23 protein-coding genes are annotated in these 26,880 nt (G+C 71.3%); 15 read left to right on the top strand and 8 right to left on the bottom strand.

Annotated elements, in window-relative coordinates; all coding sequences use genetic code 11:
* Positions 1-8 precede the first annotated feature (8 nt).
* The 5 genes from HFP15_RS08020 to HFP15_RS08000 all read right to left on the bottom strand — a co-directional run bounded on the left by HFP15_RS08020 (position 9) and on the right by HFP15_RS08000 (position 7,285).
* Positions 9-422 (bottom strand): CBS domain-containing protein, encoded by a 414-nt coding sequence (locus tag HFP15_RS08020; protein ID WP_168513054.1) that lies wholly within the window; start codon positions 420-422, stop codon positions 9-11.
* Entirely contained in the window at positions 415-1,161 is a 747-nt protein-coding gene (gene narI / locus HFP15_RS08015; protein ID WP_168513052.1) for a respiratory nitrate reductase subunit gamma, read from the bottom strand. The genes HFP15_RS08020 and narI overlap by 8 nt, the downstream gene beginning before the upstream one ends.
* Positions 1,158-1,850, bottom strand: a complete 693-nt coding sequence (narJ, locus tag HFP15_RS08010; RefSeq protein ID WP_168513050.1) for a nitrate reductase molybdenum cofactor assembly chaperone — start codon at positions 1,848-1,850, stop codon at positions 1,158-1,160. The genes narI and narJ overlap by 4 nt, the downstream gene beginning before the upstream one ends.
* A complete protein-coding gene (gene narH, locus HFP15_RS08005) occupies positions 1,847-3,466 on the bottom strand; it encodes a nitrate reductase subunit beta (protein ID WP_168513048.1) in 1,620 nt (539 codons plus the stop codon). Before narH ends, narJ begins: the two co-directional genes overlap by 4 nt.
* Before the next feature lie 132 nt (positions 3,467-3,598).
* Positions 3,599-7,285, bottom strand: coding sequence for a nitrate reductase subunit alpha (locus HFP15_RS08000; RefSeq protein WP_168513266.1), 3,687 nt, complete (start codon positions 7,283-7,285; stop codon positions 3,599-3,601).
* 282 nt (positions 7,286-7,567) lie between these two features.
* Here HFP15_RS08000 and HFP15_RS07995 point away from each other — a divergent pair, with 282 nt between their 5' ends.
* Positions 7,568-8,773: an MFS transporter gene (locus HFP15_RS07995; protein WP_210716836.1), complete on the top strand. Its 1,206-nt coding sequence runs from the start codon at positions 7,568-7,570 to the stop codon at positions 8,771-8,773.
* A gap of 70 nt (positions 8,774-8,843) precedes the next feature.
* Positions 8,844-9,644, top strand: coding sequence for a methyltransferase domain-containing protein (locus HFP15_RS07990; protein WP_168513046.1), 801 nt, complete (start codon positions 8,844-8,846; stop codon positions 9,642-9,644).
* 5 nt (positions 9,645-9,649) lie between these two features.
* Here the strand turns inward: HFP15_RS07990 and HFP15_RS07985 are convergent, their stop codons facing one another.
* Entirely contained in the window at positions 9,650-10,165 is a 516-nt protein-coding gene (locus HFP15_RS07985; RefSeq protein WP_168513044.1) for a gamma carbonic anhydrase family protein, read from the bottom strand.
* Between the two features lie 86 nt (positions 10,166-10,251).
* Positions 10,252-11,133 (bottom strand): Rossmann-fold NAD(P)-binding domain-containing protein, encoded by an 882-nt coding sequence (locus HFP15_RS07980; RefSeq protein ID WP_168513042.1) that lies wholly within the window; start codon positions 11,131-11,133, stop codon positions 10,252-10,254.
* A 194-nt stretch (positions 11,134-11,327) separates the two neighbouring features.
* Between HFP15_RS07980 and HFP15_RS07975 the strand changes: the two genes are divergently transcribed.
* From HFP15_RS07975 to HFP15_RS07930, 10 genes are all read left to right on the top strand, one after another.
* Positions 11,328-12,152, top strand: a complete 825-nt coding sequence (locus HFP15_RS07975; protein WP_312871510.1) for an IclR family transcriptional regulator — start codon at positions 11,328-11,330, stop codon at positions 12,150-12,152.
* A 509-nt stretch (positions 12,153-12,661) separates the two neighbouring features.
* A complete protein-coding gene (locus HFP15_RS07970; RefSeq protein WP_168513040.1) occupies positions 12,662-14,194 on the top strand; it encodes a sugar transferase in 1,533 nt (510 codons plus the stop codon).
* 247 nt (positions 14,195-14,441) lie between these two features.
* Positions 14,442-15,281 (top strand): glycosyltransferase family protein, encoded by an 840-nt coding sequence (locus HFP15_RS07965; protein WP_168513038.1) that lies wholly within the window; start codon positions 14,442-14,444, stop codon positions 15,279-15,281.
* Positions 15,278-16,303: an NAD-dependent epimerase/dehydratase family protein gene (locus tag HFP15_RS07960; RefSeq protein ID WP_168513036.1), complete on the top strand. Its 1,026-nt coding sequence runs from the start codon at positions 15,278-15,280 to the stop codon at positions 16,301-16,303. Before HFP15_RS07965 ends, HFP15_RS07960 begins: the two co-directional genes overlap by 4 nt.
* 71 nt (positions 16,304-16,374) lie before the next feature.
* Positions 16,375-17,256, top strand: a complete 882-nt coding sequence (locus HFP15_RS07955; RefSeq protein ID WP_312871509.1) for a glycosyltransferase family 2 protein — start codon at positions 16,375-16,377, stop codon at positions 17,254-17,256.
* A complete protein-coding gene (locus HFP15_RS07950) occupies positions 17,253-19,397 on the top strand; it encodes a glycosyltransferase (RefSeq protein ID WP_168513034.1) in 2,145 nt (714 codons plus the stop codon). The genes HFP15_RS07955 and HFP15_RS07950 overlap by 4 nt, the downstream gene beginning before the upstream one ends.
* 30 nt (positions 19,398-19,427) lie before the next feature.
* A complete protein-coding gene (locus tag HFP15_RS07945; RefSeq protein WP_168513032.1) occupies positions 19,428-19,793 on the top strand; it encodes a hypothetical protein in 366 nt (121 codons plus the stop codon).
* Positions 19,790-21,034 carry a lipopolysaccharide biosynthesis protein gene (locus HFP15_RS07940; protein ID WP_312871508.1) on the top strand — a complete coding sequence of 415 codons (1,245 nt, stop codon included), beginning with the start codon at positions 19,790-19,792 and terminating at the stop codon, positions 21,032-21,034. Before HFP15_RS07945 ends, HFP15_RS07940 begins: the two co-directional genes overlap by 4 nt.
* Positions 21,031-23,013: a hypothetical protein gene (locus HFP15_RS07935; RefSeq protein ID WP_246271492.1), complete on the top strand. Its 1,983-nt coding sequence runs from the start codon at positions 21,031-21,033 to the stop codon at positions 23,011-23,013. Before HFP15_RS07940 ends, HFP15_RS07935 begins: the two co-directional genes overlap by 4 nt.
* Before the next feature lie 4 nt (positions 23,014-23,017).
* On the top strand, positions 23,018-23,251 hold the full coding sequence (locus HFP15_RS07930) for a hypothetical protein (protein ID WP_168513030.1): 234 nt from the start codon (positions 23,018-23,020) through the stop codon (positions 23,249-23,251).
* Here HFP15_RS07930 and HFP15_RS07925 read toward each other — a convergent pair whose 3' ends face one another.
* The gene (locus HFP15_RS07925) at positions 23,252-24,406 is read right to left on the bottom strand and encodes a GH39 family glycosyl hydrolase (protein ID WP_168513028.1); all 1,155 of its coding nucleotides are present in this window, start codon (positions 24,404-24,406) and stop codon (positions 23,252-23,254) included.
* 41 nt (positions 24,407-24,447) lie between these two features.
* Here HFP15_RS07925 and HFP15_RS07920 point away from each other — a divergent pair, with 41 nt between their 5' ends.
* The 3 genes from HFP15_RS07920 to HFP15_RS07910 all read left to right on the top strand — a co-directional run bounded on the left by HFP15_RS07920 (position 24,448) and on the right by HFP15_RS07910 (position 26,851).
* The gene (locus tag HFP15_RS07920) at positions 24,448-25,326 is read left to right on the top strand and encodes a glycosyltransferase family 2 protein (protein WP_168513026.1); all 879 of its coding nucleotides are present in this window, start codon (positions 24,448-24,450) and stop codon (positions 25,324-25,326) included.
* Between the two features lie 10 nt (positions 25,327-25,336).
* Positions 25,337-26,149: a glycoside hydrolase family 16 protein gene (locus HFP15_RS07915; protein WP_168513024.1), complete on the top strand. Its 813-nt coding sequence runs from the start codon at positions 25,337-25,339 to the stop codon at positions 26,147-26,149.
* Positions 26,150-26,236: 87 nt separating this feature from the next.
* Positions 26,237-26,851, top strand: coding sequence for a malonic semialdehyde reductase (locus tag HFP15_RS07910; RefSeq protein WP_168513022.1), 615 nt, complete (start codon positions 26,237-26,239; stop codon positions 26,849-26,851).
* Positions 26,852-26,880 lie beyond the last annotated feature (29 nt).

The following is a 26,880-nucleotide window of genomic DNA, read 5'->3' as shown; positions in this document are numbered from 1 at the left end:
TCAGCGGCTCACCGCGCGCGTTCCGCGGCCCGCGCGGCGACATCGGAGTCGGCGCAGAACCCGGTGAACCGGCGTTTGAGGCACAGCAGCCCGATCAGCGCGCCGTCGGTGTCGACGACGGCGAGCCGTCGCTGCCCTCGGCTGAGCAGCAACCGGCGCGCGTCCTCGGCGGGCACGTCCGCCCCGATCGTGCGCCCCGTCATGCGGGAGTGGAGCAGCGCGGGGTCCGTGCCCGCGATGCCCGCGGCCAGATCGTCCCGCACGAGGGTGCCCAGCAGGCGCCCGGACTCGGTGAGCAGGAGCATGTGCACGTGGTCGTCGGCGAAGCAGGCGCGTGCCTGTTTGACGGAGGTGCCGGCCGGCAGTGTCTTGGGCCGGCGCACCACGACCTCACCGACGGTCTTGCCGAGCAGGTCAGACAAGGCTCTGCCCGTCCGCGGCGCGCCGGTCGCGGACGACCGCCGGTGCCGGGACCGGAACCGGCGGCGCACCCCGGCGAGCGCGGTAGACCACGTAAGGGCGCCACAGGTAGGCCAGCGGCGCCGACCACACGTGCACCAGGCGCGTGAACGGCCACAGCGCCAGGAACAGGAACCCGCCGATCGCGTGCAACTGGTAGACCAGCGGCGCCCCGGCCATCAGCTGGGTGCGCGGGGAGAACCAGAAGACGCTGCGGAACCACACCGCGATCGTCTCGCGATAGTCGTAGCCGTGGCCGAGCAGGTTGATGCCGACCGTGGCGGTCATGCCGAGCACCACCATCGCGGCGAGCGCCGCGTAGAGCACCTTGTCCATCGTCGTGGTGGTCCGGCGCACGCGCCCGTTGACGAACCGGCGGGCGATCAGCAGGACCAGCCCGGCGACCAGCATCGCGCCGGTCAGGGTGCCACCCCACACCGCGACCCCGTGATACAGCCCCTCGGGAATGCCCAGGGCCTCGGTCAGCGTGACCGGCACCAGCAGACCCATCGCGTGCCCGGCGATCACGCCGAACGCGCCCAGGTGGAACAGGGGCGAGCCCAGCCGCAGGATCCGGCTCTCCAGCAGCTGGCTGGTGTGCGTGGTCCAGCCGAACTGGTCGTGCCGCCACCGCCAGATGTGGCCGAGCACGAACACCGCGAGGCAGGCGTAGGGGATGACGATCCAGACGAACGTGGTCACGGGGCACTCTCCAGGGAAGGGCAGGACTCGGTGCCGAGGTCCGGGCCGAAGCCGATCGCGTCGACGTCGGCACCGTAGGGCGACAGGCCGACCGACTCCACGGGCGGGCCGTCCACGGCGAGCGCGCGGATCGCGTCCCGGTCGGTCTCGGTCAGGGGCGGCAGTGCGGCGACGATCGCGTCGAGCACGTGCCGGTAGGGCGATCCGGCTTCGCGCAGGGCTGCGCGCAGCAACTCCAGGCCGCGGCGGTGCTGGCGAAGCGGCGCCTCGCCGTCGCCGGGGCCCGCCACGGCGGCGAACTCCAGTACCACCGGCAGCAGATCGGGCAGCTCGCCCGCACTCAGGCGCAAGCCGTGTGCCCGGTAGCGCTGTTTGAGGGTGAGCAGGGCGATGCCGCGCTTGCGGGTGTCGCCGTGCAGGTAGTAGGTCAGATACAGCCCGCAGCGGCGGCGCAGGTCGAACGTGCGCACGTAGTGGGTCTCGACCTCGAGCGGATCGGTGGTGCAGAACCAGTCGAGGAACGCGCCGAGCTGCTCGCGTATCCCGATCTCGCCGATCGCGGCGACCGCGGCCCGCAGTTCCGCCGCGGCACCGAGCAGCCGGTCGCCGGGGTAGGTCAGCAGCAGCGAGGCGAGGTCGAACAACCGCGCCCGGTCGGCCTCCTCGACCGCCGAATACCCGCGGCTCATGACTGCCCGCCGACCGGATCGATGGTCAGGCCCAGCCTGCCGTCGCCGCGGCGCGTGAACAGGCGCCGGCGGCCGGGACGGACCTGCGCCTCGCCGGCCACGAGGTGGAACCGCTCACTGGCCGCCTCGGTCATCCCCGGACCGCCGGAGCAGTCCAGCGAACAGTCCGAAGTGGACGCCGCCTGCGCCTCCAGTGCGGCGGCGTCCTTGCTGTAGGCGGCGGGGATGACGTAGCGCTCGTCGTACTTGGCGATGGCCAGCAGCCGGTACATCTGCTCGATCCGCTCGCCCGGCATGCCCACGGCCTCGCAGAGTTCCTCGGCGACGGTGCCGTCGAGGGTGCGGGCCCGCATGTAGGAGCGCATCGCGGCGAGCTTCATCAGCACCCCGGCCACCGCGTCGGCGTCGCCCGCGGTGAACAGTTCGGCCAGGTACTCCACCGGGATCCGCAGATCGCGGATGGTGTGGAAGACGTCGTCGGCGTCGGTGTCGTCACGGCCGGCGGCGTTGGTGGCGTCCAGCACCGGCGACAGCGGCGGGACGTACCAGACCATCGGCAGGGTGCGGTATTCCGGGTGCAGTGGCAGCGCGATCCGGTACTCGCTGATCAGCTTCCACACCGGGGAAGCCTGCGCGGCCAGCACCCATTCCTCCGGCAGACCCGCCTCGCCCGCGAGGCGCACCGTCTCCGGGTCGTGCGGGTCCAGGAACACATTGCGTTGCGCCGCAAGCAGTTCCCGCTCGTCCTCGATCGAGGCCGCGGCCAGCACCGCGTCCTCGTCGTAGAACACCAGGCCCAGGTAGCGCAGCCTGCCGACGCAGGTCTCCGAGCAGATGGTGGGCTGGCCCGCCTCGATCCGCGGGAAGCAGAACGTGCACTTCTCCGCCTTGCCGGTGGCGTGGTTGACGTAGACCTTTTTGTACGGACAGGCACTGACGCACATGCGCCAGCCGCGGCAACGGTTCTGGTCGACCAGCACGATGCCGTCCTCCTCGCGTTTGTACATCGCGCCCGAGGGGCAGGCCGACACACAGGCGGGGTTGAGGCAGTGCTCGCAAATCCGCGGGAGGTGGAACATGAACGTCTTCTCGAACTCGAACTTCACCCGCGCGGCCGCTTCGGGATCCATCGCGGTGATGTTGGGGTCGGTGCCCGCGCGCTCGTGGGCGCCGCCGAGGCCGTCTTCCCAGTTGGCGCCCCACTCCAGGCTCATCGGCTCGCCGGTCAGTGCCGAACGTGGCTGCTTCACCGGCGTGTCGGTCAGCCCGGCGGGCGCGTCGGCGAGCATGTCCTTGTCGAACGTCGCGGGCTCGTAGTAGTCCTCGAGCGCGGGCAGGTCGGGGTTGGCGAAGATCCGGGACAGCCGCTTGAGGCGGCCGCCCGAGCGCAGCACGAGGCGTCCCTTGGCGTCGAGCCGCCAGCCGCCTTTCCAGCGTTCCTGGTCCTCGTAGTGTTTCGGATAGCCGATGCCGGGTTTGGTCTCGACGTTGTTGAACCAGACGTATTCGGTGCCTTCACGGTTGGTCCAGGTTTGCTTGCACGTCACCGAGCAGGTGTGGCAGCCGATGCATTTGTCGAGGTTCATCACCATCGCGACTTGGGCGCGGATGCGCATTTCAGTACCGCCTCTCCGGAATTTCAAGTGCTGGTCGCATTGGTGGCGACACTCGCGATGCCAGGGTGTCTGTGGTCGGCCGCCGCCACGGCCCCCTGAGGTCGCGTTGCCGAGTGGACGACTTTTCGGCCATCAGTAGCTCACTTCTTGATGCCGCCGCCGGATCACGGTGATCTCGTCGCGCTGGCTGCCGATGGGGCCGTAGTAGTTGAAGGCGTAGGTCAGCTGGGCGTGCCCGCCCGCGAGGTGCGTCGGCTTGATCAGCAGGCGGGTCATCGAGTTGTGGTAACCGCCGCGCTTTCCCTTGCCCTGGCCCCCGGTTTCGGTCTTCGGGACGTTCACGGTGCGCTCGGGGGAGTGGTACTGGAACACCGTGCCCTCGGGCATCCGGTGACTCACCACGGCCCGCGCGACGACGACGCCGTTACGGTTGACCGCCTCGATCCAGTCGTTGTCCGCGACGCCGATCTTGGCCGCGTCCTCGACGCTCATCCAGATCACCGGCCCGCCCCGCGACAGCGCGAGCATGAGCTCGTTGTCGTGGTACATCGAGTGAATCGACCACTTCGCGTGCGGCGTGAGGAACCGCACGGTCACCCCGCCGTCGGCGAGTTCGCCGGGCTTTCCGAAGTGCCGGGCCATGTTCAGCGGCGGCCGGTAGCCCGGCAGGTGCTCGCCCAGTTCGGCGACCCAGTCGTGCTCGACGAAGAAGTGCTGCCTGCCGGTGAGGGTGTGCCACGGCTTGAGCCGCTCGACGTTGATGGTGAACGGCGAGTACCGGCGGCCGCCCTTCTCCGAACCGGACCACTCCGGACTCGTGATCACCGGCTGCGGCGCCTGCTGTGTCGCCGCATAGGTGACATGGTCGGTTTCGTGGCCCTCGACCAGGTCGGTGAAGACCTGCCCGGTGCGCTTTTCCAGTTGCTGGAAGCCTTCGTGCGCCACGCGGCCGCTGGTCGTGCCGGAGAGTGCGAGGATCGCCTCGCACATCCTGTCCGCTGTGGACAGTGAGGGCCGCCCGGCGAACGGCCCCTCGGTCACGGTTCCGTTGCGCCGGCGCAGGTAGTCCAGCTCGGTGGTGACGTCCACGGTCAGCCCCTTGGTCGTGGTGCCCAGGGTGTCCAGCAGCGGGCCGACGGCCCGCATCTTGGCGCCGATGAGGGTGTAGTCGCGTTCGACCTCCACCAGCTTCGGCATCGTCACGCCGGGCACCGGTTCGCACTCACCGGCCTTCCAGTCGCGCACCCGGCCCGACGGCGTCGCCAGCTCGTCGGGGGTGTCGTGCTGCAACGGCGCGGCCAGCACGTCACGCCGCGTGCCCAGGTGATCGGCCGCGAGCTCGCTGACCTTGTCCGCGATCGCGAGGAAGGCGTCGTAGTCGGTGTGCGCGTCGGTGGGCGGGGCGACCGCCGGGGAGAACGCGTGCACGAACGGATGCATGTCGGTGGTGGAGATGTCGTGCTTTTCGTACCAGGTGGCGGCGGGCAGCACGAGGTCGGAATGCAGGCCGGTGTTGGTCATCCGGAAGTCGATCGTGGTGAGCAGGTCGAGCTTGCCGGTGGGCGCCTCGTCCCGCCACACCACGTCGCGGGGCCGCTCGCCGGGTTCGCATTCCCCGGCCGAGGCCAGGGATTCCACGCCGAGCAGGTGCTTGGAGAAGAACTCGTTGCCCTTGCCCGAAGACCCGAGCAGGTTGGCCCGCCACAGCGTCAGGCACCGCGGGAAGTTCGCCGGATCGTCCGGATCGTCGGCCACCGCCTTGAGCCGGCCCGCGCGCAACTCGGCGACGATGTGCTCGGCCGTGCTCACACCCGCGGCCGCGGCCTCGTCGGTGAGGTCGAGCGGGTTGCGGTTGAACGCCGGGTGGCCGGGCGACCAGCCCATCCGCTGGGCGGCGGCGACGGTGTCGGCGAAGGTCAGGCCGGCCAGCCGTCCCCGGCCCAGCGGGGAGGCCAGCTCGTCGGCGGGCACCTTCTCGTAGCGCCACTGATCGGTGTGCAGGTACCAGAACGGCGTGGCCGCCTGATGCCGCATGGGGCGCTGCCAGTCGAAGGCGAAGCTCAGGTGCTGCTGCCCGGTCAGCGGCCGCGCCTTCTCCTGGCCGACGTAGTGCGCCCACCCGCCGCCGTTGACGCCCTGGCAGCCGGTGAGCGTGACCAGTGCGATCAGCGCGCGGTAGGTCATGTCGGAGTGGAACCACTGGTTGGCACCGGCACCCAGCGCGATGAGCGACCGGCCGCGGCTGCGTTCGGCGTTGCGGGCCAGCTCGCGCCCGATCTTCGTCGCGACCGCGGCGGGCACGCCGGTGATCCGCTCCTGCCACGCCGGGGTGTGCGGGGCGGTCGCGTCGTCGTATCCGGTGGGCCACCGGCCGGGCAGGTCGCCGCGGCGCACCCCGTACTGGGCCATGAGCAGGTCGAACACCCCGGTCACGAGGTGCTCGCCGACGCGCACCACCGGCACGCCGCGGCGCATGGTGGCGCCGCCCTCGGTCTCGCCGATGTCGAACCGGGCGAGGTCGATCTCGACCTGACCGGTGGCGTGGCCGAGCACGCCGAGCGCGGGCACCACGCCGTCGAGGTCGAGGTTCCACCGGCCCTCGCCCTCGGCGCCGTACCGGAACCCGAGGGATCCGTTGGGCGCCAGCGGTTTGCCGGACGCGTCGTCGAGCAGGACGGTTTTGTGCTCCGCGCCCGCGGTCTTCTCGCCGAGGTCGGCGGCGGTGAGGAAGCGGTCGGCGGTGTAGACGCCCGGCTCGCGTTCGCGCAGTGTCACCAGGAACGGCAGGTCCGTGTAGGAGCGCACGTAGTCGGTGAAGTAGGGCACCTGACGGTCGCGGAAGAACTCGGTGAGCACGACGTGGCCCATGGCCATCGCCAGCGCCCCGTCCGTACCGGGGTGCGGGGCCAGCCAGTCGTCGGCGAACTTCACGTTGTCGGCGTAGTCGGGGCTGACCGCGACGACCTTGGTGCCGCGGTAGCGGGCCTCGGCGAGGAAGTGCGCGTCCGGGGTGCGCGTGACCGGGATGTTGGAGCCCCACATGACCAGGTAGGTGGCGTTCCACCAGTCACCGGCCTCCGGAACGTCGGTCTGGTCGCCCCACACCTGTGGCGAGGCCACCGGAAGGTCGGCGTACCAGTCGTAGAAGGACAGCAGCGTGCCGCCCAGCAGCGCGTGATAGCGGGTGCCGGCGGCGAAGGAGGCCATCGACATCGCCGGGATGGGCGAGAATCCGGTCACGCGGTCGGGGCCGAAGGTCTTGGTGGTGTAGACGTGTGCGGCGGCGACCATGGTGGTCGCCTCGTCCCAGGTGGCGCGCACGAACCCGCCGCGGCCACGCTGTCCTTTGTAGACTTCGCCTTTGCGCGGGTCCTCGACGATGTCGGCCCACGCGGCGACGGGATCTCCGAACCGCTTCAGTCCCGCCCGGAACATCGTCAGCAGCGAGCCGCGCACGTAGGGATGCCGCACCCGCGACGGCGAGTACTCGTACCACGAGAACGACGCGCCCCGCGGGCATCCGCGCGGCTCGTAGTCCGGGCTGTCCGGCCCGGTGGTCGGGTAGTCGGTCGCCTGATGTTCCCAGGTGATCAGGTCGTCCTTGACGAAGACGTTCCACGAGCACGAACCGGTGCAGTTCACGCCGTGCGTCGAGCGCACCACGCGGTCGTAGCTCCAGCGGTCGCGGTAGAAGGACTCCCACGAACCGGAGCCGATCTGGTGCAGCGTGCGTCCGTGGTCGCCGACCGTCTCCTTGGTCAGGAAGCGGCGGACGCCCAGCAGCGGGCCGTGGCCGGGAACGTGGTCGTTCGCGGGCATCCCGGAATCTGTGGAAGTGGACAAGATGACGTGACTCCTTCAGGCGCTTGCGGCGAGGCCACACATCGGACTCGCTTCAGCTTCTCCGGCCGCGCCGGAGAAGATCACCAGGCGAACGTCACGGCTCGTGGTGACCTTGGTCCCCGGGCCGGGGGACCGCATGATCGACAGAAGTCCTTTGTGGAGGTGCCGTTGCTCCCTGTCGGCGGCGAGCGCCCGCGGCGGAGCCTCGAGCGTGCAACCAGCCGCTGGCCGAGCGGCGGACGGATACTGGGAGTACTGATGGCTGAGGTGGCGGGGACGAGACAACGCGCGGTGATGTTGTCGCTCGCGACAGTGGGGTTCGCACTGAACTTCTGGGCGTGGGCGTTGCTGAGCCCGTTGGGCCCGATGCTGCAGGAGGGGCTGCGGCTGAGCGCGTTGTCGCAGGCCCTGGTCGTGGCGGTGCCGGTGGTGGTGGGCTCGCTGGGCCGCATCCCGGTCGGCGCGCTGACCGACCGCTACGGGGGCCGCGTGATGTTCCCGGTGGTGTCGGTGGTGACGATCCTGCCGGTGCTCTTCCTCGGGCTGGTGGGACATTCCTCGCTGGTGTCGCTGCTGGTCGGCGGGTTCGTGCTGGGCATGGGCGGTACCGCGTTCGCGGTGGGGGTGCCGTTCGTGTCGGCCTGGTTCCCGCCGCGGCGGCGTGGCCTGGCGATCGGCATTTTCGGTGCCGGGATGGGCGGCACCGCGATCAGCGCCCTGACCACCGTGAATCTGGTGAAGGCGTGGGCGTTCGCGGCACCGTTCGTGGTGACCGCGGTGGCGCTGGCGGTGTATGCGATCGTCGCGGCGGTGGTGTTGCGCGACGCGCCGGGACGGGCGACGCCGCGTGAGTCGCTGGGACGGCGGCTGGTGGCGGTGGCGCGGCTGCCGATCACGTGGCAGGCCTCGGCCCTCTACGCGGTGGCCTTCGGCGGGTACGTGGCGTTTTCGGTGTATCTGCCGGCGTATCTGAAGACGGCGTACGGGCTGGCGCAGGCCGACGCGGCCAACCGGATGGCGGGTTTCGTGGTGCTGGCGGTGCTGATGCGCCCGGTCGGCGGCTGGCTGTCGGACCGGATCGGCCCGGTCCGGGTGCTGACGTCGGTGCTGGGCGTGGTCGGTGTCGCGGCGGCGTTGCAGGCGGCGAAGCTGCCCCTGATGCCGTGGGCGACGCTGGCGTTCCTGGCCATGGCCGCCGCGCTCGGGGCTGGCAGTGGCGCGGTGTTCGCCCTGGTGGGGATGCTGGCGCCGGCGGAGCAGGTCGGGTCGGTCACCGGTGTCGTCGGTGCCGCGGGCGGGCTCGGCGGATTCGTGCCGCCGTTGCTGATGGGTGCGCTGTACGGCGCGTTCGGCTCGTACGCCCTCGGGCTGGCAGCGCTGGCCCTGGTCGCGCTCGCGGCGCTGCTGTTCACCGTCACCCGCGTCCGCAGCAAGGCTCCGCGGCCGCGCCTCGAAATCGCGTGACACCGCGCGGCGCCGGTCATGATCGTCGGCGCAGGAACGGCGTTAGGGTGAGACGCGAAGGGAGAACACGGTGACCCCCAAGGACGTCTACACCCACGGGCACGGCGAGGTCGTCGTGCGCAGTCACGCGGCGCGCACCGCCGCCGGCTCCGCGGCCTATCTCCTGCCGCTGCTGCGGCCCGGCATGGACCTGCTCGACGTGGGGTGCGGGCCCGGCAGCATCACCGTCGACCTCGCCGAGGCGGTCGCGCCCGGCCGGGTGCGCGGCATCGAGATCACCGCCGGCCCGCTCGCGGATGCCCGCCGCGCCGCCGCCGAGCGTGGGGTGACGGTGGACTTCGCCGTCGACGACGCCTACCGGCTCTCCGATCCCGGCGACAGCTACGACGTCACCCACGCCCACCAGGTGCTGCAGCATCTTTCCGACCCGGTGGCCGCGCTGCGCGAGATGCGGCGCGTCACCAGGCCGGGCGGGCTGGTGGCGGTCCGCGACGCCGACTACGCCGCCTTCACGTGGTGGCCTGCCGACGAGCGGCTCGACGCCTGGCTCGCGCTCTACCGCGCCGTGGCCCACGGCAACGACGCCGAGCCCGACGCGGGGCGGCGCCTGCTGGCGTGGGCGCACGAGGCGGGCTTCACCGACGTCACGCCCTCGGCGTCGGTCTGGTGCTATGCCAGACCCGAGGACCGGACGCGCTGGGGCGGGATGTGGGCCGAGCGCATCCACTCCTCGGTCGGGCAGATGGCGCTGGAGCGGGGCCTGGCCACCGCGGCCGATCTGGCGTCGATTTCGCAGGCGTGGCGGGACTGGGCGGCGCATCCCGACGGCTGGCTGATGATCCCGCACGGCGAGCTCATCGCCCGCGTCTGAGGACCTCAGTCCCCCGACGCGCGGGCGTGGGTCTTGGCCAGGTCCCGGTAGGCGGCCGCGTTGGCGCGGGTCGCGGCCCGCTCGTCGTCGCTGAGCGGGCGGCGGACCTTGGCGGGCAGGCCCGCGACGAGCGAACCGGGCGGGACCTGCGTGCCTTCGAGCACGACCGCACCGGCCGCGATGAGGCTTCCCGCGCCGATCCTCGCCCCGTTGAGGACGACGGCGCCCATACCGATGAGGCAGTCGTCCTCGATGGTGCAGCCGTGCAGCACCGCGCGGTGACCGACGCTGACACCCGCGCCGATGCTCACCGGGAAACCGGGGTCGGCGTGCACGATCGTGCCGTCCTGGATGTTGGTGCCCTCGCCGATGGTGATGCCGTCCATGTCGGCACGGAGCACGGCGGTGTACCAGACGCCGACCTCGGCGGCGAGGGTCACCGCCCCGGCGACCACCGCGCCGGGCGCGATCCAGGCCGCCTCGTGCACGGAGGGCCGCTTGCCGTCGATGGGGATTGTCATGGTGTCCTCTCCAGCGTCCACTGTGGCCGCAGCGAGGATGCCATGATCGCCGCCGTCCGGGCCAGCACGCTGGCGAGGCCGCCGCGCTAGCGGGGCGGACGGTGCGCCGCGGTCAGTTCCTCGAGTGTCTCCCACAGTTCGCGTTCCCGCTCCGGGGCGTAGGACTCCGCCGACGAACGAGCCACCCTGCCCCGGTCCACATAGGACCCCGTCGGTGCCGCGATCCGGCCCAGCACGACCTCGGCGAGGTGCCGGCCCGCGGCCCGGCGGGTGGTGGCGAACGGGGTGAGGGTCATCGCGGGCAGGATGCGGCGCATCGCGAACCGGCTCACCGGGCCGGCGTCGCGGGCCAGGGCGGTGCCGGGCACGAACGCGGGGTTGTAGGCGATCGCGTCGAGTCCGGAGGGCAGCCGCCGCGCGTACTCGTGCACGAGGTGGATCGTGGCGAGTTTGCTCGTGGAGTAGGCGGTCCGCCCGGCGGCCGCGGTGTGCGGCCGCGGGAAGGCACCGGGGCGGGCGAGCACGGCCGGTGCCCGCCACGCCGGAGCGGGCACCATGCCCAGGTTGTGCCGCAGGTCGCCGAAATGCGTGTCGCTGGTCGTGATGACGATCCGGCCCGGCGTGGTGAACCGGTCCTGGAGCAGCCGGACCAGCAGGTGGTTGGCGAGCACGTTGACGGCGAAGGTGGCCTCGAACCCGTCCGGCCCCTCGGTCATCGCGTTCGTGAGCTGCACACCCGCGTTGCCGGCGAACGCGCGCAGCGGCGGCAGGACACCTCGCTCCAGCCGGTCGCGGATGCCGGCGGCGACGGAGCGGATGCGCTCCAGCGAGCCGAGGTCGGCGTGGAAACCGGACGAACCGCGGGAGATCTCCACCAGGTGCACGTCCGGCTCCCGGCGCAGGATGTCCGCGGCCACCCGGCCGATGCCCCGGCTCGCGCCCGTCATCACGATGGTGTGCTTGCGCATGCGCACCACTGTGCCCGCCCCGGTGCGCCGCCGGGTAGTGCCGTGTGGAGATCACCGCCCGCCGGAAAGCTCGACCTGCTGCGGGTCACCGGCGGCCGCGCCCGGTAACGCACCCGCGCGGTGGTACTGCCGCGCGGCCCCCGAAGGCGCTACCATCTGAAACACTCACTCTGTCTAATGAAACGAGGTGAGTTGTGTCGCCCGACCGCAACCCCGAGCCCGACGACGCGGCTTCGCCCGAGGACCGCGATTACTCGCTGCGTGCGGTGGACCGGGTGTGCGCGATTCTGGACCTGCTGCAGCAATCGGTGGACGGCATCAGCCTGAACACGGTAGTCGAGGCGACCGGGATGCCCAAATCCTCGGCCTACCGGTACCTGTGGACGCTCGAACAGCACCGCTATGTCGAGCGCGACGAGGAGACCGGGCTGTGCAGGCTGGGCCTGGGCTTCCTCGGTATGCAGTCGCGGCACCTGGAACTGCTGCGCGAATGCGCGCGGCCGTGGCTGGAGAAGCTGCGCGACGACTTCGGTGAGACCGCGAACCTCGGCGTGCTCGACAGCGACCGCATCATCTACGTCGACATCGTGGAGAGCCGCCGCGGGGTCCGGCTGTCGGCGTCGCGGGGTGATCGCGATCCGCTGCATTCCACGGCGCTGGGCAAGGCGATCGCGGCGCACCTGGCCGAAGACCGTATCCGCGACGTGCTCGCCCGGTCCGGCATGCCACGCCGGTGCACCAACACGATCACCTCCATCGACGACTACCTGACGGAGCTGGCCTCGGTGCGTGGTCTCGGCTACGCGGTGGACAACCTGGAGAACGAGGCCGACGGCCGGTGCGTGGCAGTTCCGTTGCTCGGCGCCAGCATCCCGGCCGCGATCAGCCTGTCCGCGCCCGCGGCACGCTTTCCGGCCAAGGATGTCGGCAAGGCGGCCAAGGCGCTGCTCGAGGTCGCGGCGCGGATCGTGAACCGCCCGCGCGCGCACACCGACAACGGCGGGAACGACATCGTCTGAATTGCCGGTCCCGCAGGGACAAGGGGGAACCCCGGCGCGCGCAGAGGGCGGATCCGCGCCGGGGTTCCGGACAGCCGGCCGCGGTAGTCAATGGCTAAAGAGATACACACCGCCGACGGTCATGGCAGGCCGCGTATCGCGTTGCCGCCACGTCCATCGTCCCGTTCGGCGCCGGGCCGGGCAATGCTCCGTTCGGGCGAAAATCGAAACATGAGTTTCATTATTGGCGAAACGGTGGTGCGGTGACGAATTTACCGGCTACATAGCGTAGCTGTTTGATGTTCGGCAACGAGAAATCTCGTCACCCGCGCGAGATCTCCCCGTAGTCAACCTGTGCCTGCCGTCGGTCGGAATTCCTGGGAAGTCCGCTGTAACACCGGGGTGAATCCCACCGATTCCACGGCAGGTGCCACACGCCGGGGAGTGGGTCACGCAAACGGTAGTCAATTACTTTGAGTGACGATGCGGCGTGGTCGAGGGCGGTCTCTCACCCGGACGCGGGAGGTCGGATGGAAGAGCCGGTGCGGAAGCAGTTCCCGGATGGCGACGCGCTGCTGGGCATCGATCTGCGCCGCGTGCCGGGGCAGCCACAACGGCCGCTGCACGCGGTCGGGCCGGACGGCACCACGCCGCCCCGTGCCTCCTCCACCGCGTGGGAAGGCCGGTACCGGGCCTGGGTGATCGGCGCCGACGTGTTCGCCGTCCTGCTGGTGATCGGCGCCGCGGCGCTGCTGATCCTGCGCGTCACCGGGCGGCCGTACTTCCTGCACGCCTCGGGCACCGCGCTCGCCGTGCTGTGCGCGCTGCCGTTCAACCGCGCGTGGAGCCAGGAGGTGCTCGGCGAGGGCGCCGAGGAATTCCGCAGGCTGGGCAGGGGGCTCGCGCACGCCGCGGTGGTCGTCGCGCTGGCGGGCCTGGTGTTCGGCGCGCTCGACGTCCAGCCGTGGGTGTTCGGCGCGGTGCCGCTGATCGGGCTGATCGCGCTCCCGCAGCGGTACGCGCTGCGCCAGGTGCTGCACCGCTTCCGCAACAACAACGGCACCTGCATGCTGCCCGTCATGGCCGCCGGCGCCCCCGGCACGGTGCGGGAACTGATCGAACGCACCCGCGCAGACGCGCACGTCGGCTGGCGGGTGGAAGCGGTGTGCACGGCCGAAGGCCAGGGTGAGGCCGGTACCGGCGCGGTCGGCGGCATCGCGGTGGCGGGACGGCTGGAGGAAGTGGCCGACCAGGTGCGCCGCGGCGGCTACCGGGTGGTCGCGGTGACCGCCGATCCGTACTGGACGCCGCGGCGGTTGCAGCAGCTGGCGTGGGATCTGGAGGGCACCGGCGCGGAACTCGTGGTCGCCCCGGTGCTGATGGAGATCGCCGGGCCGCGGCTGAACGTCTCCGGCGTGCTGGGTATGCCGCTGCTGCGGGTCAGTGCGCCGGCGTTCACCGGCGGCAGGCGCATCCTCAAGGAGATCTTCGACCGCACGTGCGCGGCGCTGGGCCTGCTGCTGATCTCGCCGGTGCTGCTGACCATCGCGCTGGCGGTCAAGCTCGGCGACCGCGGGCCGGTGTTCTACCGGCAGCGGCGCGTCGGCCGGGACGGCCGGTCGTTCATGATGATCAAGTTCCGGACCATGGTCGTGAACGCCGACCGGGTCCGCGGCGAGCTGCTCGGCGCGAACGAGGGCGCGGGACCGCTGTTCAAGATGCGGCGTGATCCCCGGGTCACCAAGGTCGGCATGATCCTGCGCCGGTACTCCCTCGACGAGCTGCCGCAGCTGTTCAACGTGCTCGGCGGCACGATGTCGCTGGTCGGCCCCCGGCCGCCGCTGCCGGAGGAGACCGAGGCCTACGAGCCCGCGGTCCGCCGCAGGCTGCTGGTCAAGCCGGGCATCACCGGGTTGTGGCAGGTCAGCGGCCGCAGCGACCTGACGTGGGAGGAGTCGGTGCGGCTGGATCTGCGCTACGTCGAGGACTGGTCGCTCGCCCTGGACATGGTCATCCTGTGGAAGACCGCGCGTGCCGTCGTCGGCGGCCGCGGCGCCTACTGAGCGGTCTTGACATCCGCCGGATCGGGTGGATCCGGTGGTGACCGGGCGACACCCGGTCTGGCGTAAATCACACAAAGCGACTGTTTGCACCCAATCGGGTCCGTGAACTCACCCGTCTGCGCGTAACGCGAGCGGGTGATCATCCTATAGTCACGGTGATGTCGTGCACGCGCCGCGAGCCGGACCCGCTGCCACGACGTCTTGCCCGATCGGACGAGCGAGGAGTGGCCGCGGCGGTGAGCGCATCGTGAAGGTAGTGCTGTTCTGCGGCGGCCACGGGATGCGCATGAGCCATCCGCGGCCCGGCCTCCCCGGTGAAGGCGCCGCCGCGCCGCGGGTACACCACGAGCCCGCCGACGACGTGCCCAAGCCCATGCAGCTGGTGGGGCAGCGGCCGCTGCTGTGGCACGTGATGCGCTACTACGCCCACTTCGGCCACACCGACTTCGTACTGTGCCTCGGTGACGGCGCGCGACACATCACGGACTTCTTCCTGACCTACACCGAGACCGCGTCCAACGACTTCGTGCTGCGCGGCGGGCAGGTCGAACTGCTGTCCACCGACATCAGCGACTGGTCGGTGACCTTCGTGCACACCGGCGCCGCGTCCTCGATCGGTGAGCGGCTGCGCCGGGTGCGTGAGCACGTCGAGGGCGAGGAGATCTTCCTCGCCAACTACGCCGACGTGCTCACCGACGCGCCGCTGGACGACATGATCGCCAACTTCGCGGCCGCCGACGCCGGCGCGTCGATGATGGTCGTCCCGCCGCAGTCCACATTCCACTGCGTCGAGCTGGACGGCACCTGGGTGCGCACGATCAGCTCGGTCAGCAGCCTGCCGGTGTGGGAGAACGCCGGATTCTTCGTGCTGCGGCAGGAGATCTTCGACCACATCCCCGAGGGCGGCGATCTCGTTGAGGACGCGTGCGGCACGCTCGCCGGGAAGGGGCGGCTGATCGCCTACCCCTACCGCGGCTTCTGGCAGGCCGCCGACACGTTCAAGGAGCGCGCCGCGCTCGACGCCGCGTACGACAGCGGCAGCAGGCCATGGATGGTGTGGGAGAAATCGGTGGGGGCAGGCGTATGAAGGTGTTGCTGACCGGGCACCAGGGCTATCTCGGCTCGGTGATGGCGCCGGTACTGCGGGCCGCCGGGCACGAGGTGCACGGGCTGGACTCCGGCCTGTTCGCCGCCTGCGTGCTGGGCCCCGCGCCGGATGATCCGCCCGGCGATCCCGCCGATCTGCGCGACCTCACCGCCGCCCGGCTGGCCGGGATGGACGCGGTGATCCACCTCGCGGCGCTGTCCAACGATCCGCTCGGTTCGCTGCGCCCCGAGCTGACCTACGAGATCAACCACACCGCGTCGGTGCATCTGGCCAAACTCGCCAAGGACGCCGGGGTGCGGCGTTTCCTTTACGCCTCAACGTGTTCGGTCTACGGCGCGGCCGGCGACGAACTGGTCACCGAGGACGCCCCGCTGCGCCCGGTCACGCCTTACGCCGAGTCCAAGGTGCGCGTCGAGGACGATCTGCACGAGCTCGCCGGAGACGGGTTCAGCCCGGTGTACCTGCGCAACGCCACGGCCTTCGGCTTCTCGCCGCGGCCGCGCGCCGACATCGTGCTCAACAACCTCGTCGGCCACGCCGTGCTCACCGGCGAGGTGCGGGTGCTCTCCGACGGCACCCCGTGGCGGCCGCTGGTGCACGCGCTCGACATCGCGGGCGCGTTCGAGGCGGCGCTGCGGGCACCGGAGCAGGCCGTGCACGACACGGCACTCAACGTGGGCACCGAGGTCAACAACCTCACGGTGCGCCAGATCGCGGAGGCCGTCGTCGCCGCCGTGCCCGGATCCCGCCTGGTGATCACCGGTGAGAGCGGGCCGGATCCCCGCTCCTACCGCGTCGACTTCTCCCGCCTGCGCGCCGCGCTGCCGGACTTCCGCGTGTCGTGGACCGTCGAGGACGGCGCCCGTGAGCTGGCCGCGGCCTACCCGGCCCACGGCCTGACGAAAACCGCGTTCGAGCAGCGGTTCACCCGCCTGGCCTGGCTGCGCGCCCAGCAGCACGAAGGCCGGTTGAACACCGATCTACGGATCACCGGAACCTGACGCTCACTCGCACGTCACACGAATATCTCCCCCCCACCCCGATACCCGCCGCCCGTGAGGAAACCCAGCGCGTGACGATCACCGACTCCCCGCGTCCCGTCACCGACGCCCCCGATTTCGACGACCTGGCCGAGCTGATCTCGGCCGCCGCCCGCCGCCACCCGCGCCGCAGGCTCGAACCCGACGTGACCATCGTGGTCCCGGCGAAGAACGAGGCGGACAACCTGCGCGAAGTGCTGCCCGAACTGCCACCCGTGCACGAGGTGCTGGTCGTGGACGGGCATTCCGACGACGACACCGTCGCCGTGGCGCGCGCGATCCATCCCGGTGTACGCGTCGTGCAGCAGACCCGGCGCGGCAAGGGCAACGCGCTCGCGTGCGGGTTCGCCGCCGCCACCGGCGACGTGATCGTCATGTTCGACGCCGACGGCTCCGCCGATCCGGCCGAGATCCCGCGGTTCGTCGACGCGCTCGTCGGCGGCGCCGACTTCGCCAAGGGCACCCGGTTCGCGCCGGGCGGTGGCAGCCACGACATCACCGCGCTGCGCGCGGCGGGTAACTCCGGGCTCAACCGGCTGAGCAACACCCTGTTCAGCGGCGCCTTCACCGACCTGTGCTACGGCTACAACGCGTTCTGGCGCGATCTGGTGCCGCGCCTGGCGCTGCCGCCGGTGTTCGCCCGCCGCGGCGAGAACATGGTGTGGGGCGACGGTTTCGAGATCGAGACCGTCATCAACTGCCGGGTCGCCGCGCTCGGCCTGTGGATCACCGAGGTCCCCAGCGTGGAGCGGAAACGGCTCTACGGGGAGACCAACCTGCGGACCTTCTCCGACGGCGGCCGTGTGCTGCGCACCCTCGTCGCGGAGTGGCAGCGGGTCGGCAAGCAGCGCCGCACGCACCGCTTCGAGGCCGTGCGCACGCCGCTGACGGCACCGGGGGAGGTCACCACATGAGGTGTTCCGTGGTGATCTGCGCCTACACCGAGCAGCGGTGGGACGATCTGGTCGCCGCGATCGGGGCGCTGCGTGCGCAGACCGTGCCGCCGGACGAGATCCTGCTCGTGATCGACCACAACCCCGAGCTCGCCGACCGGGCCGCCGAGGCGTTCCCCGGCGTCACGGTGGTGGAGAACGCGGGGCGGCGCGGGCTGTCCGGGGCGCGCAACACCGCGATCGACCTGGCGAAGGGCGACGTGCTCGCCTTCCTCGACGACGACGCCGTGCCCGAACACGACTGGCTCGAACAGCTGCTGGCGGGCTACCACGATCCGGGCGTGCTCGCGGTCGGCGGTTCGGCCCGTCCCGTCTGGCCCGAGGGCGTGCGCTCGCCGCTGCTGCCCGCGCGCGGTGCGGGAACCGGTGAACTGGACTGGGTCGTCGGCTGCACCTACACCGGGCAGCCGGAGTCCGAGACCCCGGTGCGCAACGTGATGGGCTGCAACATGTCCTTCCGGCGTGAGGCCTTCCATCACGCCGGGCTGTTCACCGAGGATCTCGGCCGGGTCGGGCGCACCCCGCTGGGCTGCGAGGAGACCGAGCTGTGCATCCGGCTCGGGCAGGCCTCCCCGGGGTCGGTGATCCTGTTCCGGCCCTCGGCGGTCGTGCGGCACCGGGTCACGCCGGACCGGCTGACGTGGCGTTACCTGCGCCGTCGAGGCTGGGGTGAGGGACTGTCGAAGGCGCTGGTGTCGCGCTCGGTGGGCGCCGACGCGGCGTTGTCGACCGAACGGGACTACCTGCGCAAGGTGATTCCCTCGGCCGCGCTGCGCGAGCTTTCCCGGCTGCTGCGCGGAAAACGCGCCGGCGGCACCGGACTGGCCGCGCTGTGCGTCGTCGTGGTCGCCACCGCACTGGGATACCTGCGCGGCAAGCTGGCCGGCCCACGGCTGCGGATCCGCTCGGCGACCCCGAAGCTCGTGCACGGGCCGATCCACGTCGCCACCGTCGACGTGCGCAACCTGCCGCTGGAGCTCGCGGTGCCACCGCGCACCGTCGGCCGCTACCGCGCCGCGCAGGTACTCGTCCGCGACGGCGACCGCACGCTGGACGTGGTGCTGCTGCCGGTGCGGCGCGGCGTGGTGCGGCTCGACATGATCACCGCGGGGGCCCCGGCGCCGCGGCGGGAGTTCGACCGGCCGCTGATCAGCGTCGTGGTGCCCACCGCGCACCGCAAGGCGCAGGCTCTGCGCAGCGTGCGGGCGGCGCTGGAGGCCGGGTACCCGCGCCTGGAGATCGTGGTCGTCGACAACTTCCCACCCGGGCCGGACGGAGACGAGTGGCTGCGCGACGAGGCCGGCAAGCTCGGCGCGCGCTACGTCGTGGAGCCTCGCACGGGCGTCAGCATCGCGCGCAACACCGGCGCCGCGGCCACCGGCGGTGAGTTCATCGCCTTCCTCGACGAGAACATCAGCGTCGAACCGGGCTGGTTCGACGCCGTGGCCGAGGAACTCGTCACCGATCCCGGGGTCGGCTGCGTCACCGCGCTCGTGCTGCCGGCGAGTCTGGAGACCGACGCCGAGGTGCTCTACGAACGGCTCAAGGGCTACAGCCACACGGTCCGCCGCCAGCGGCTGGACCGCGAGACCGCGCGCGAAGACCCGCTGTACCCGCTTTCGCTGGCCCGGTACGGGCCCGGCAGCTGCACCACGTGGCGGCGCACCACCTTCGAGCGGCTCGGCGGGTTCGAACCGCTGCTGGGCGCGGGCAGCCCGGCGATGGCGGGGGAGGACCTCGACCTGTTCGTCCGGCTGGCCCGCATGGACGGCACCGTGGTGTACACGCCGCACGCCGTCGCCCGGCACACCCACCGCGCCGACTGGCTGGCACTGCGCGAGCAGATGCGCGGCTACGGCGTCGGGCTGTCGGCGATGCTGCTGCTGTCGGTGCTGCGACGGCCGTCCACAGTGTTCTCGATCCTGCGCAGGCTGCCGCGCGGCCTCGTCCGGCTCGCCGCCCGCACCCCGGAGCTGCCGCTGTCCGACCGCGCCGCGCGCTCGCGCCTGCGTCAGCTGCGCCGCGACGAGCGGGCCGGGATGCTCAGCGGTCCGGCGGCGCTGGCCGTGGCGCGCAGAAGGTACGGGTCCGGGCATCGGTAACCAGCGAGGCGACGCGAGAAGGGAACGGCGGTGATCCAGCAACTCCGGATCCGGCGGATCACCGCGTACTGCCTGCTCGGCGTGTGCGCGCTCACCGTCGTGCTGATCATGTTCGACCTGGCCACGCCGCTGCGCGCGCTCGTGGTGCTGGTGCTCTACACGACCGCGCCGGGCTGGGCGCTGATCTCCTACGTCAACGTGCGGCACGTGTCGGTGACCTGGATCAGCGCGGTCGCGCTGTCGATCTCGATCGGCATCGTGCTGGCGCAGATGATGGTGCTGACCCACGCCTGGCATCCCGAATCCGCCGTCGTCGGCACCGCGATCGCGACCGGCGCGCTGCTGGCGCACCACGTCGTGCGGAGCAGGCCGCCCAGTGGGGCAGGTGCCCGGTGACCGACACCTCGAGCCGCGCGGCACGGGACGGCGCGGACCGCGGGATGTTCGCCGACGGCCTCGCGCTGTCGGCGAGCGCGGCGATCAGCGCGGTCGCGGGAATGGTGGGCTGGATACTGGCCGCCCGGCTGCTGCCGGCCGGTGACGTCGGGCACGCGTCGGCCTTCGTGTCCGGGATGCTGCTCGTCGCGGGGATCGCCGAACTGGGACTGGGACCCGCCGTGCTGCGCTGGCTTCCGCGCGCGGGCAGGCTGCTGCCACGGCTGCTGCACCGGGCCTACCTGGTCGTGCTGCTGGGCGGGCTCGCCGGCGGCCTCGTGTTCGTGCTCGTGCCCTCCGGCCGGGACGTCGCGGCCAAGATCCCTGGCGGGACATGGCTTTTCGTGGCCGCCGCCGTCGCGTGGACGGTGTTCCAGTTCCAGGACTCCGTGCTCACCGGCATCGGCAGGGCGCGCTGGGTGCCGCTGGAGAACGGGCTGTTCGCGGTGGCGCGGCTGATCGTGCTCGTCGTACTGGCGCCACTGGCGGGCAGGCTGGCGGTGCTGCTGTCGTGGATCGTGCCGACGCTGCTGGCCGTCGCCGTGGTGACGGTGATCGTGCTGCGCCGCGTGCGCCCGGTCGACGAACCGGGGGAGCTGCCGGGCCGGCGCGAGATCGTGCGACTGCTCGCGCCCACCTATCCGGGCACGGTCTGCGTCGTCGTGCTGTACAACCTGACCCCGCTGATCATCCTGCACCGGTTCGGGGCGGAGGCCAACGCGGTCTTCTACGTCGTGTGGACCGCGATCAACGCTCTCGATCTCGCCGCCTCGGTGTTCGTCAACCCGCTGGTCGTGCGCATGTCCGCCGAACCAGGGCACGCCCGCTCGCTCGTCGCGGGCACCGGGCGCAAGCTGGTCCTGGTGTTCGTGCCGCTGCTCGCGGTGGGCGGGCTGCTGGCCGGGGTGATCCTGATGATCTTCGGCCCGGAGTACACCCAGGGCGCGGACCTGCTGCGGATCCTGCTCGTCGCGCAGCTGCCCCGGCTCGCGGTGCTGCTGGCCATCGCCGTGCACCTCGGGCAGGGCCGCGGCACGGGCGTGGCCGCGCTGCACGGCGTCACCGCGGCGCTCGCGGTCGTGCTGGCCCTGGTGATGCCCTCCGAGCTGGCGTTCGGGGTCGGCTTGCTGGTCGCGGAGTTCGTGCTCGCCGTCGTGGTGCTGGCCGACCTGCGCACCCGGCTGCGCGGAGCGCCGGCATGAATGCACCGACGCGGTTCCTCGGCCCGTTCGGCTCGAACCGGCCGGTGCGGCGCTATCCGGGCGCCAACCGCCCGGTCAACTACACCCCGGCGGGCACCCCCACCCGCTACATCCCCGTCGCGGGCAGCCTGCCGCCGCCGGAGGCGAAGCCGCCGCGCCGGGCGGTGGACTCGCGGCCGCCGGCCGGTGCGGGCAAGCCCGCGCTGCTGGCCGACCCGTTCTTCGGGCCGGGCCTGGCCGGTGCCGCGGTCATCCTGTGGGTGCTCGGGCTGCACCCGGTGCCGCCCTCGGCGATGGGCGGGCTCGGGCTGTTCGGCGCACTGTCCCCGCTGACGCTGCTGGCCTACCCGGTGCTGATCGCGGCCGTGGTGCTGGAACTGCTGCGCTACCAGCCGCGCAGCTGGGTGCTCACGCTGTACACGCTGGCCGGGGTGGTGTTCGTCTACGGGCTGCAGCCCGCGGTGGAACCGGAGGCCCGGCTGCCCACGGCCTGGTTGCACGCCGGTTTCGCCGAATACATCGCGAACAACGGCGACGTGCTGCGCGGCTACGACGCCCGCTTCTCGTGGGCGGGATTCTTCTCCTTCATCGCCATGCTCACCCGCGCCGCCGGGATGCCGAACGCGGTGCCGCTGCTGAACTGGGCGCCGACCGTGCTGGCCGGGCTGATGGTGCTCGGCGTGCGCGCACTGGCGGTGTCGGCGCTGGGCAACCGCCGCGCGTCCTGGATCGCGCCGTGGCTCTTCCTGGCGGGCAACTGGACCGAACAGGACTACTTCTCCCCGCAGGCCACGGCGATGGTGCTGATGCTCGCCGCGATCACGCTGACGTTCCGGCATCTCGTGCGGCCCCGGCTGACCGAACCGGTGAAGGCGCGGATGCGGGTGCGGCTGGCGCCCAGGTCCAGTCCCAAGGCGCGCCTGGTCGCGCAGGGTTCGGTCGTGCTGATCGGGCTCGGGCTCGCGCCGACCCACCAGCTCACCCCGTACGTGCTGGGCGCGCTGCTGATCCTGCTGCTGCTGTTCGGCAGGCTGTGGCCGGCGTGGCTGCCCTTCGTGGTGCTCGGCGCGGCCGTGGTGTGGTTCTCGCTGGGCGCCTCGGACTTCTGGATCGGGCAGCTGATCCCGCTGATCCTCAGCCCGCTCGGCGACGTCGGCGGATCCGTCGGGCAGGGCCTGTTCGACCGGATCTCGGGCAGCCCCGGGCACCTGATCGTGCTGCTGGTCCGGATCGCGGCCAGCGGGTTCGTCGCGGCCGTCGCGGCGATGGGCATCGTGTTCATGCGCCGCGACAAGCTCCGCTCGTGGCTGCTGCCCGCGTTGTGCGCCGCGCCGTTCGGGCTCACGCTCGCGCAGTCCTACGGCGGCGAGGTGTTCATGCGCTGCTTCCTGTTCGCGCTGCCGTTCATGGCGCTCGCGGGCGGGATCGCGCTGGAACGCGCGGTCACGAGCGCGCGGCGGCTGCGGTGGCGCAACCGCCCGTGGCGCACGGTCGGGGCGGGGGCGATCCCGCTCGTCGTGCTGACCGCGCTCACGACCATGACCGTGCTGGCGCGCGGCGGCAACGACGCCTACACCAGCGTCAGCCGCGGCGACGTCGCCGCCGCGACCTGGGCGGTCCAGCAGGCTCGTCCGCAGCAGCGGGTGGACGCGCTCGTCAACGCCGTGCCGCTGTCGTTCACCAGGGTCGGCGAGGTGCAGCAGTCGCAGGCCGACGTCTACTGCGCCGATCTCCGCGATGTCCGCGCCGCCGTCGAGTGCCTGCAGGAGAAGGGCCCCGACTATCTTGTGGTGACCGAGCCGCAGTTCGCGTACCTGTCGATCCTGCAAGGGACCCCGCCGGGCTACCGTGACGCACTGCTGCGAGGCCTGCAGGCCTCGTTGTACCGGGTCGTGTACGACCAGGACGGCTCGATGGTGCTCGGCCGGGCGAGCGCCGCCCAGCGCAATGTCCAGCCCGTGGACGAAGGGACCGGATGACACCGTGAACGCGGCCGACGTGCTGACGCTGGTCACCGCGCTGTTCGGGGTCGCGTTGCTGGCCGTGCTGATCGTGCGGACGGTGTTCAAGGAACTCGCGGTGGGACGCCGCTCGACCGATTCGGCGACCGCGCGCACGCGCCGCATCCGGCAGCTCGACCTGATCGCCGTCGGGCTCGCCGTGCTCACCGTCGCCGGCGCGATCTGGCGGATCGTAGCCGGGCTGAGCTCCGGCTGATCAGCCGAAGGTGATCGCGAACGGGGCCAGCGAAGCGCCTGGGCGCACGCTCGCGGACGCGGACAGGTTGACCGTCAGGGTCGCGTCGCCGCCCACGAAGCGCAGGAGGTCGCCGGGCACGTCCCGTTCGATCCGCACCGAGCCGGTCCGCAGCCGCGCCGCGAGCCAGGTCCACGCCCGCGTGAGGCTGGTCGGCCCGACCGGGCCCGCGGACGGATCGGACCACAACGCGGCGTAGGGCAGATCGGCGCTGGCCTGTGGTTGCCACAGCAGCATCGCCGACGCACCCGCCTCGGCGGCCCGCGCGACCGCGTCGAGTGTCGCCGCGGCACGCGCCTGATCGGTTTCCTCGACGGGGTGCGGGTAGAACTCCGACCACCAGACGGGAAGCCCGGTCTGCGCACGCACCCAGCTCGTCACGTCCGCGTAGAGCGACGAGGAGTCCCCGGGGCCGGTGGAGGCGTCGACGGCGGCGAAGTCCGCGCCGTGCTTGTGCTCGTTCCAGTACCGGAAGAACTCCAGCACCCGCGGGTCGATCCGGCCGGAGCCGACGGTGTCGAACACGACGTAGGGCCCGCCGATGCGGGCATCCGGCCGGACCCGCTTCACCGCGTCGTAGACCTGGTTGTAGAAATCGGTGAACCCCGCGGAGTCCCACGTGTTCGCCTCGGCGTCCCAGAAGCCCTTGAGCTCGTTCCACACCTGGAAGTAGCGCACCTGCGGATAGCGCTTGGCGGCCTCGGCGGCGAGCGCGGCGAAGTCGCCGTAGTGCTCCGGCGCTGGGGCCTCCTCCAGGCGGTTCCAGTCGGTGGTGCCCGGGCTGCCGCCCTTCATCCAGTCCGGCGCGCAGCACAACGTCAGCACGGGAACGCCGCCGGTGCGCGAAATCAGGTCCATCCGGGTGTCCACAGTGGACCAGTCGAACACGCCGGGGGAGGGTTCGGGGTTGAGTGCGCCCCAGCCCATGATGTGCTGGTTCTGCAGCATCGGCGCGGTGGCGAGCACGCGTTCGCCCGCGGCGCGCTGCTCGGGGGAGAGGTCGGGATCGAGGCTGTACTGGGCGTGTGTGACGCCCAGCAGCAGGTGCGCACCGGCCGGTTCACGTCCGTCAGAAGGCAACCACAACCCGATCACTGTCAGTAATACCGCTACCATCGCGACGCTCCGCACGCCGGGATGAGAAGGGGGGCGTTGCGGTGAGGCCCGAAGTCGCGGTGTGTGTCCCGGCATACCAGGCCGAACTATACCTAGCCGGAACCCTGCGCAGTGTGCTCGCGCAGAGCTTCCGCGATTTCGAACTGGTCGTGGTCGACAACGCCTCGACCGACCGGACCGCCGAGATCCTGCGCGAGTTCGACCATCCCCGGCTGCGCGTGGTGCGCAACGACCGCGTGCTGCCGCTGGCCGAGAACTGGAACAAGGCCGTCGCCGCGACGAGGGCGCCGCTGGTCAAGCTGGTGTGCGCGGACGATCTGCTGCATCCGCGGTGCCTGGAGAAGCAGTACGCGGTGCTGGCGGGCGATCCCGGGATCGCGCTCGTGTGCAGCCGCCGCACGATGATCAACGAGGAATCCCGGCCGCTGAGCCGCAATCGTGGCTTGCGCGGGCTGACCGGCAGGCATGCCAGCCAGGACGTGGTCCGCAAGATCGTCCGGCACGGCGGGAACCCGCTCGGTGAACCCGGCGGCGCACTGTTCCGGCGCGCGGATTTCGACGCCGTCGGGGGGTTCGACTCGCGATGGCGGTTCCCGATGGATCTCGACCTGTGGGTCCGGCTGCTGCAGCGCGGGGACTTCTACGGGCTCGCCGACTCGCTGGCCGCGTTCCGGATCTCGCGTGGCTCGATCTCGGCGGCGCTGGAGGACACCGGTTTCGTCGAGCAGCGCTCGCTGACCGGCGAGATGGCGGCCGCGCCACACTGGCGGGTGCGGCGGCGGGACCGGCTGGTCGGGGCGGCGAAGGCGCCGGGCGCGCGACTGCGGCGGCAGGCGCTCTTCCTGGCCGCCAGGGCGCAGGGCAGGCGCGCCGGAGCGGAAACGAACGGGTGCGAAAACTCACCCTATAGGGGGATGTAGGTTGGCCGCCGTGAAGCGTCGGGTCATTCTCCTCAGCCTGTGTGCCGTGCTGGTCGCGCTCGCCGTGGTCGCGGTGCGGCTGACCGCCGACCGGTTCAGCGGCGGCACGGAGGACCCGCCCGGCCAGGCGGCCGCCGGTGCTTCCCCCGCGCCGCCGGTGACGTCCGGGTCCACCGAGGCCGCCGTCCGCTACGGCTGGAAGAAGATCGGCGGCGAGGAGTTCGACGGCGCGAGCGTGGACACCGCGAAGTGGGACGTCTACAACGGCGACAACTCGGTCAACGAGTCCTGGAGCAAGAAGCAGTGCGCCGTCGCCGACGGCGTGCTGACCCTGACCGGCCAGGCCAACAACGCGGGTACCACGTGCGGGATCGCGTGGAAGGACGACCAGACCTTCGGCCGGTGGGAGGTGCGGGCGCGCATGCCCAAGCCGGCCGACCGCGCGTTCGCCCCGACGTTTCTGCTCTGGGGTGCCGACGACGCGAACTTCCCCGACGCCGGCGAGATCGACTTCAGCGAGACGTGGAACGCGGAGCGGACCTTCACCGACAGCTGGCTGCACGGCCCCGGCAACACCAAGGGACCGCACTTCCAGAGCGCGCCGGTCGATCTGACACAGTGGCACAACTTCGGGGTGGACTGGCAGGCGGACAAGATCACGCTGTACCTGGACGGCCAGGTGTGGGGTGTCTACGACGATCCGAAGTTCATCCCGAAGACGCCCATGCACCTGGTGCTCCAGCTGACCTTCGTCCGGAACCATCCCGGCGAGCTGGTGCAGACCACGGCGCAGGTGGACTGGGCGCGCATTTACGCGCCGTGATGATCGCCACACACTCCGCGGGAAATGGTCAAGCGCTCAACTACGTTAGCCGTGGATGAATGCCGTTCCGAGAATAGGGAGTAGCCCATGACCGCGAGCACCCTCGCCGACGCGTTGCACGTTCCCCAGGATGTCCAGGACCTGCTGTTCCGTGAGGCTCGCACGGCGAACTCGTTCAGCGACGAGCCGGTGTCCGACGAACAGCTCCAGGCGATCTACGACCTGGTGAAATGGGCGCCGACCTCGATGAACACGCAGCCGCTTCGCGCGCTGGTGGTACGCACCCCGGAGGGCAAGCAGCGCCTGCTGCCGCACATGGCCGAGGGCAACCGCGCCAAGACCGAGAGTGCCCCGGTGACCGTCGTGCTCGCCGCCGACGTCGACTTCCACGAGAACCTGCCCAAGACCTTCCCGCACAAGCCGGACGCCAAGGACCTCTTCGCCGGCGACGAGGGTTCGCGTGAGGGCTTCGCGCGGCTCAACTCGCTGCTGCAGGTCGGCTACTTCATCGTCGGCGTGCGCGCGGCGGGTCTGGCCGCGGGCCCGATGACCGGTTTCGACGCCGCGGGCGTGGATAAGGAGTTCTTCTCCGGTACCAACTGGAAGTCGCTCGTCGTCGTCAACGTCGGCAAGCCGGGGGACAACCCGTGGTTCGACCGCCTGCCGCGGCTGGACTACGACGAGGTCGTCGAGACGGTCTGAAGTCCCTGCGGAAAGCCGGTGGACCACGG

Source organism: Amycolatopsis acididurans (assembly GCF_012328925.1).
Lineage (GTDB): Bacteria > Actinomycetota > Actinomycetes > Mycobacteriales > Pseudonocardiaceae > Amycolatopsis_E > Amycolatopsis_E acididurans.
Note: the sequence above shows the minus strand (reverse complement) of the source record. Positions and strands in the feature narration are given on the sequence as shown.

Coding starts and splice junctions, on each gene's coding strand:
- HFP15_RS07960 (WP_168513036.1), top strand. CDS start 15,278: ATGAAGGTGTTGCTGACCGGGCACCAGGGCTATCTCGGCTCGGTGATG.
- HFP15_RS07985 (WP_168513044.1), bottom strand. CDS start 10,165: ATGACAATCCCCATCGACGGCAAGCGGCCCTCCGTGCACGAGGCGGCC.
- narJ (WP_168513050.1), bottom strand. CDS start 1,850: ATGAGCCGCGGGTATTCGGCGGTCGAGGAGGCCGACCGGGCGCGGTTG.
- HFP15_RS07935 (WP_246271492.1), top strand. CDS start 21,031: ATGAATGCACCGACGCGGTTCCTCGGCCCGTTCGGCTCGAACCGGCCG.
- HFP15_RS07950 (WP_168513034.1), top strand. CDS start 17,253: ATGAGGTGTTCCGTGGTGATCTGCGCCTACACCGAGCAGCGGTGGGAC.
- HFP15_RS07970 (WP_168513040.1), top strand. CDS start 12,662: ATGGAAGAGCCGGTGCGGAAGCAGTTCCCGGATGGCGACGCGCTGCTG.
- narH (WP_168513048.1), bottom strand. CDS start 3,466: ATGCGCATCCGCGCCCAAGTCGCGATGGTGATGAACCTCGACAAATGC.
- HFP15_RS07925 (WP_168513028.1), bottom strand. CDS start 24,406: ATGGTAGCGGTATTACTGACAGTGATCGGGTTGTGGTTGCCTTCTGAC.
- HFP15_RS07980 (WP_168513042.1), bottom strand. CDS start 11,133: ATGCGCAAGCACACCATCGTGATGACGGGCGCGAGCCGGGGCATCGGC.
- HFP15_RS07995 (WP_210716836.1), top strand. CDS start 7,568: ATGGCTGAGGTGGCGGGGACGAGACAACGCGCGGTGATGTTGTCGCTC.
- HFP15_RS07910 (WP_168513022.1), top strand. CDS start 26,237: ATGACCGCGAGCACCCTCGCCGACGCGTTGCACGTTCCCCAGGATGTC.
- HFP15_RS08000 (WP_168513266.1), bottom strand. CDS start 7,285: ATGCCCGCGAACGACCACGTTCCCGGCCACGGCCCGCTGCTGGGCGTC.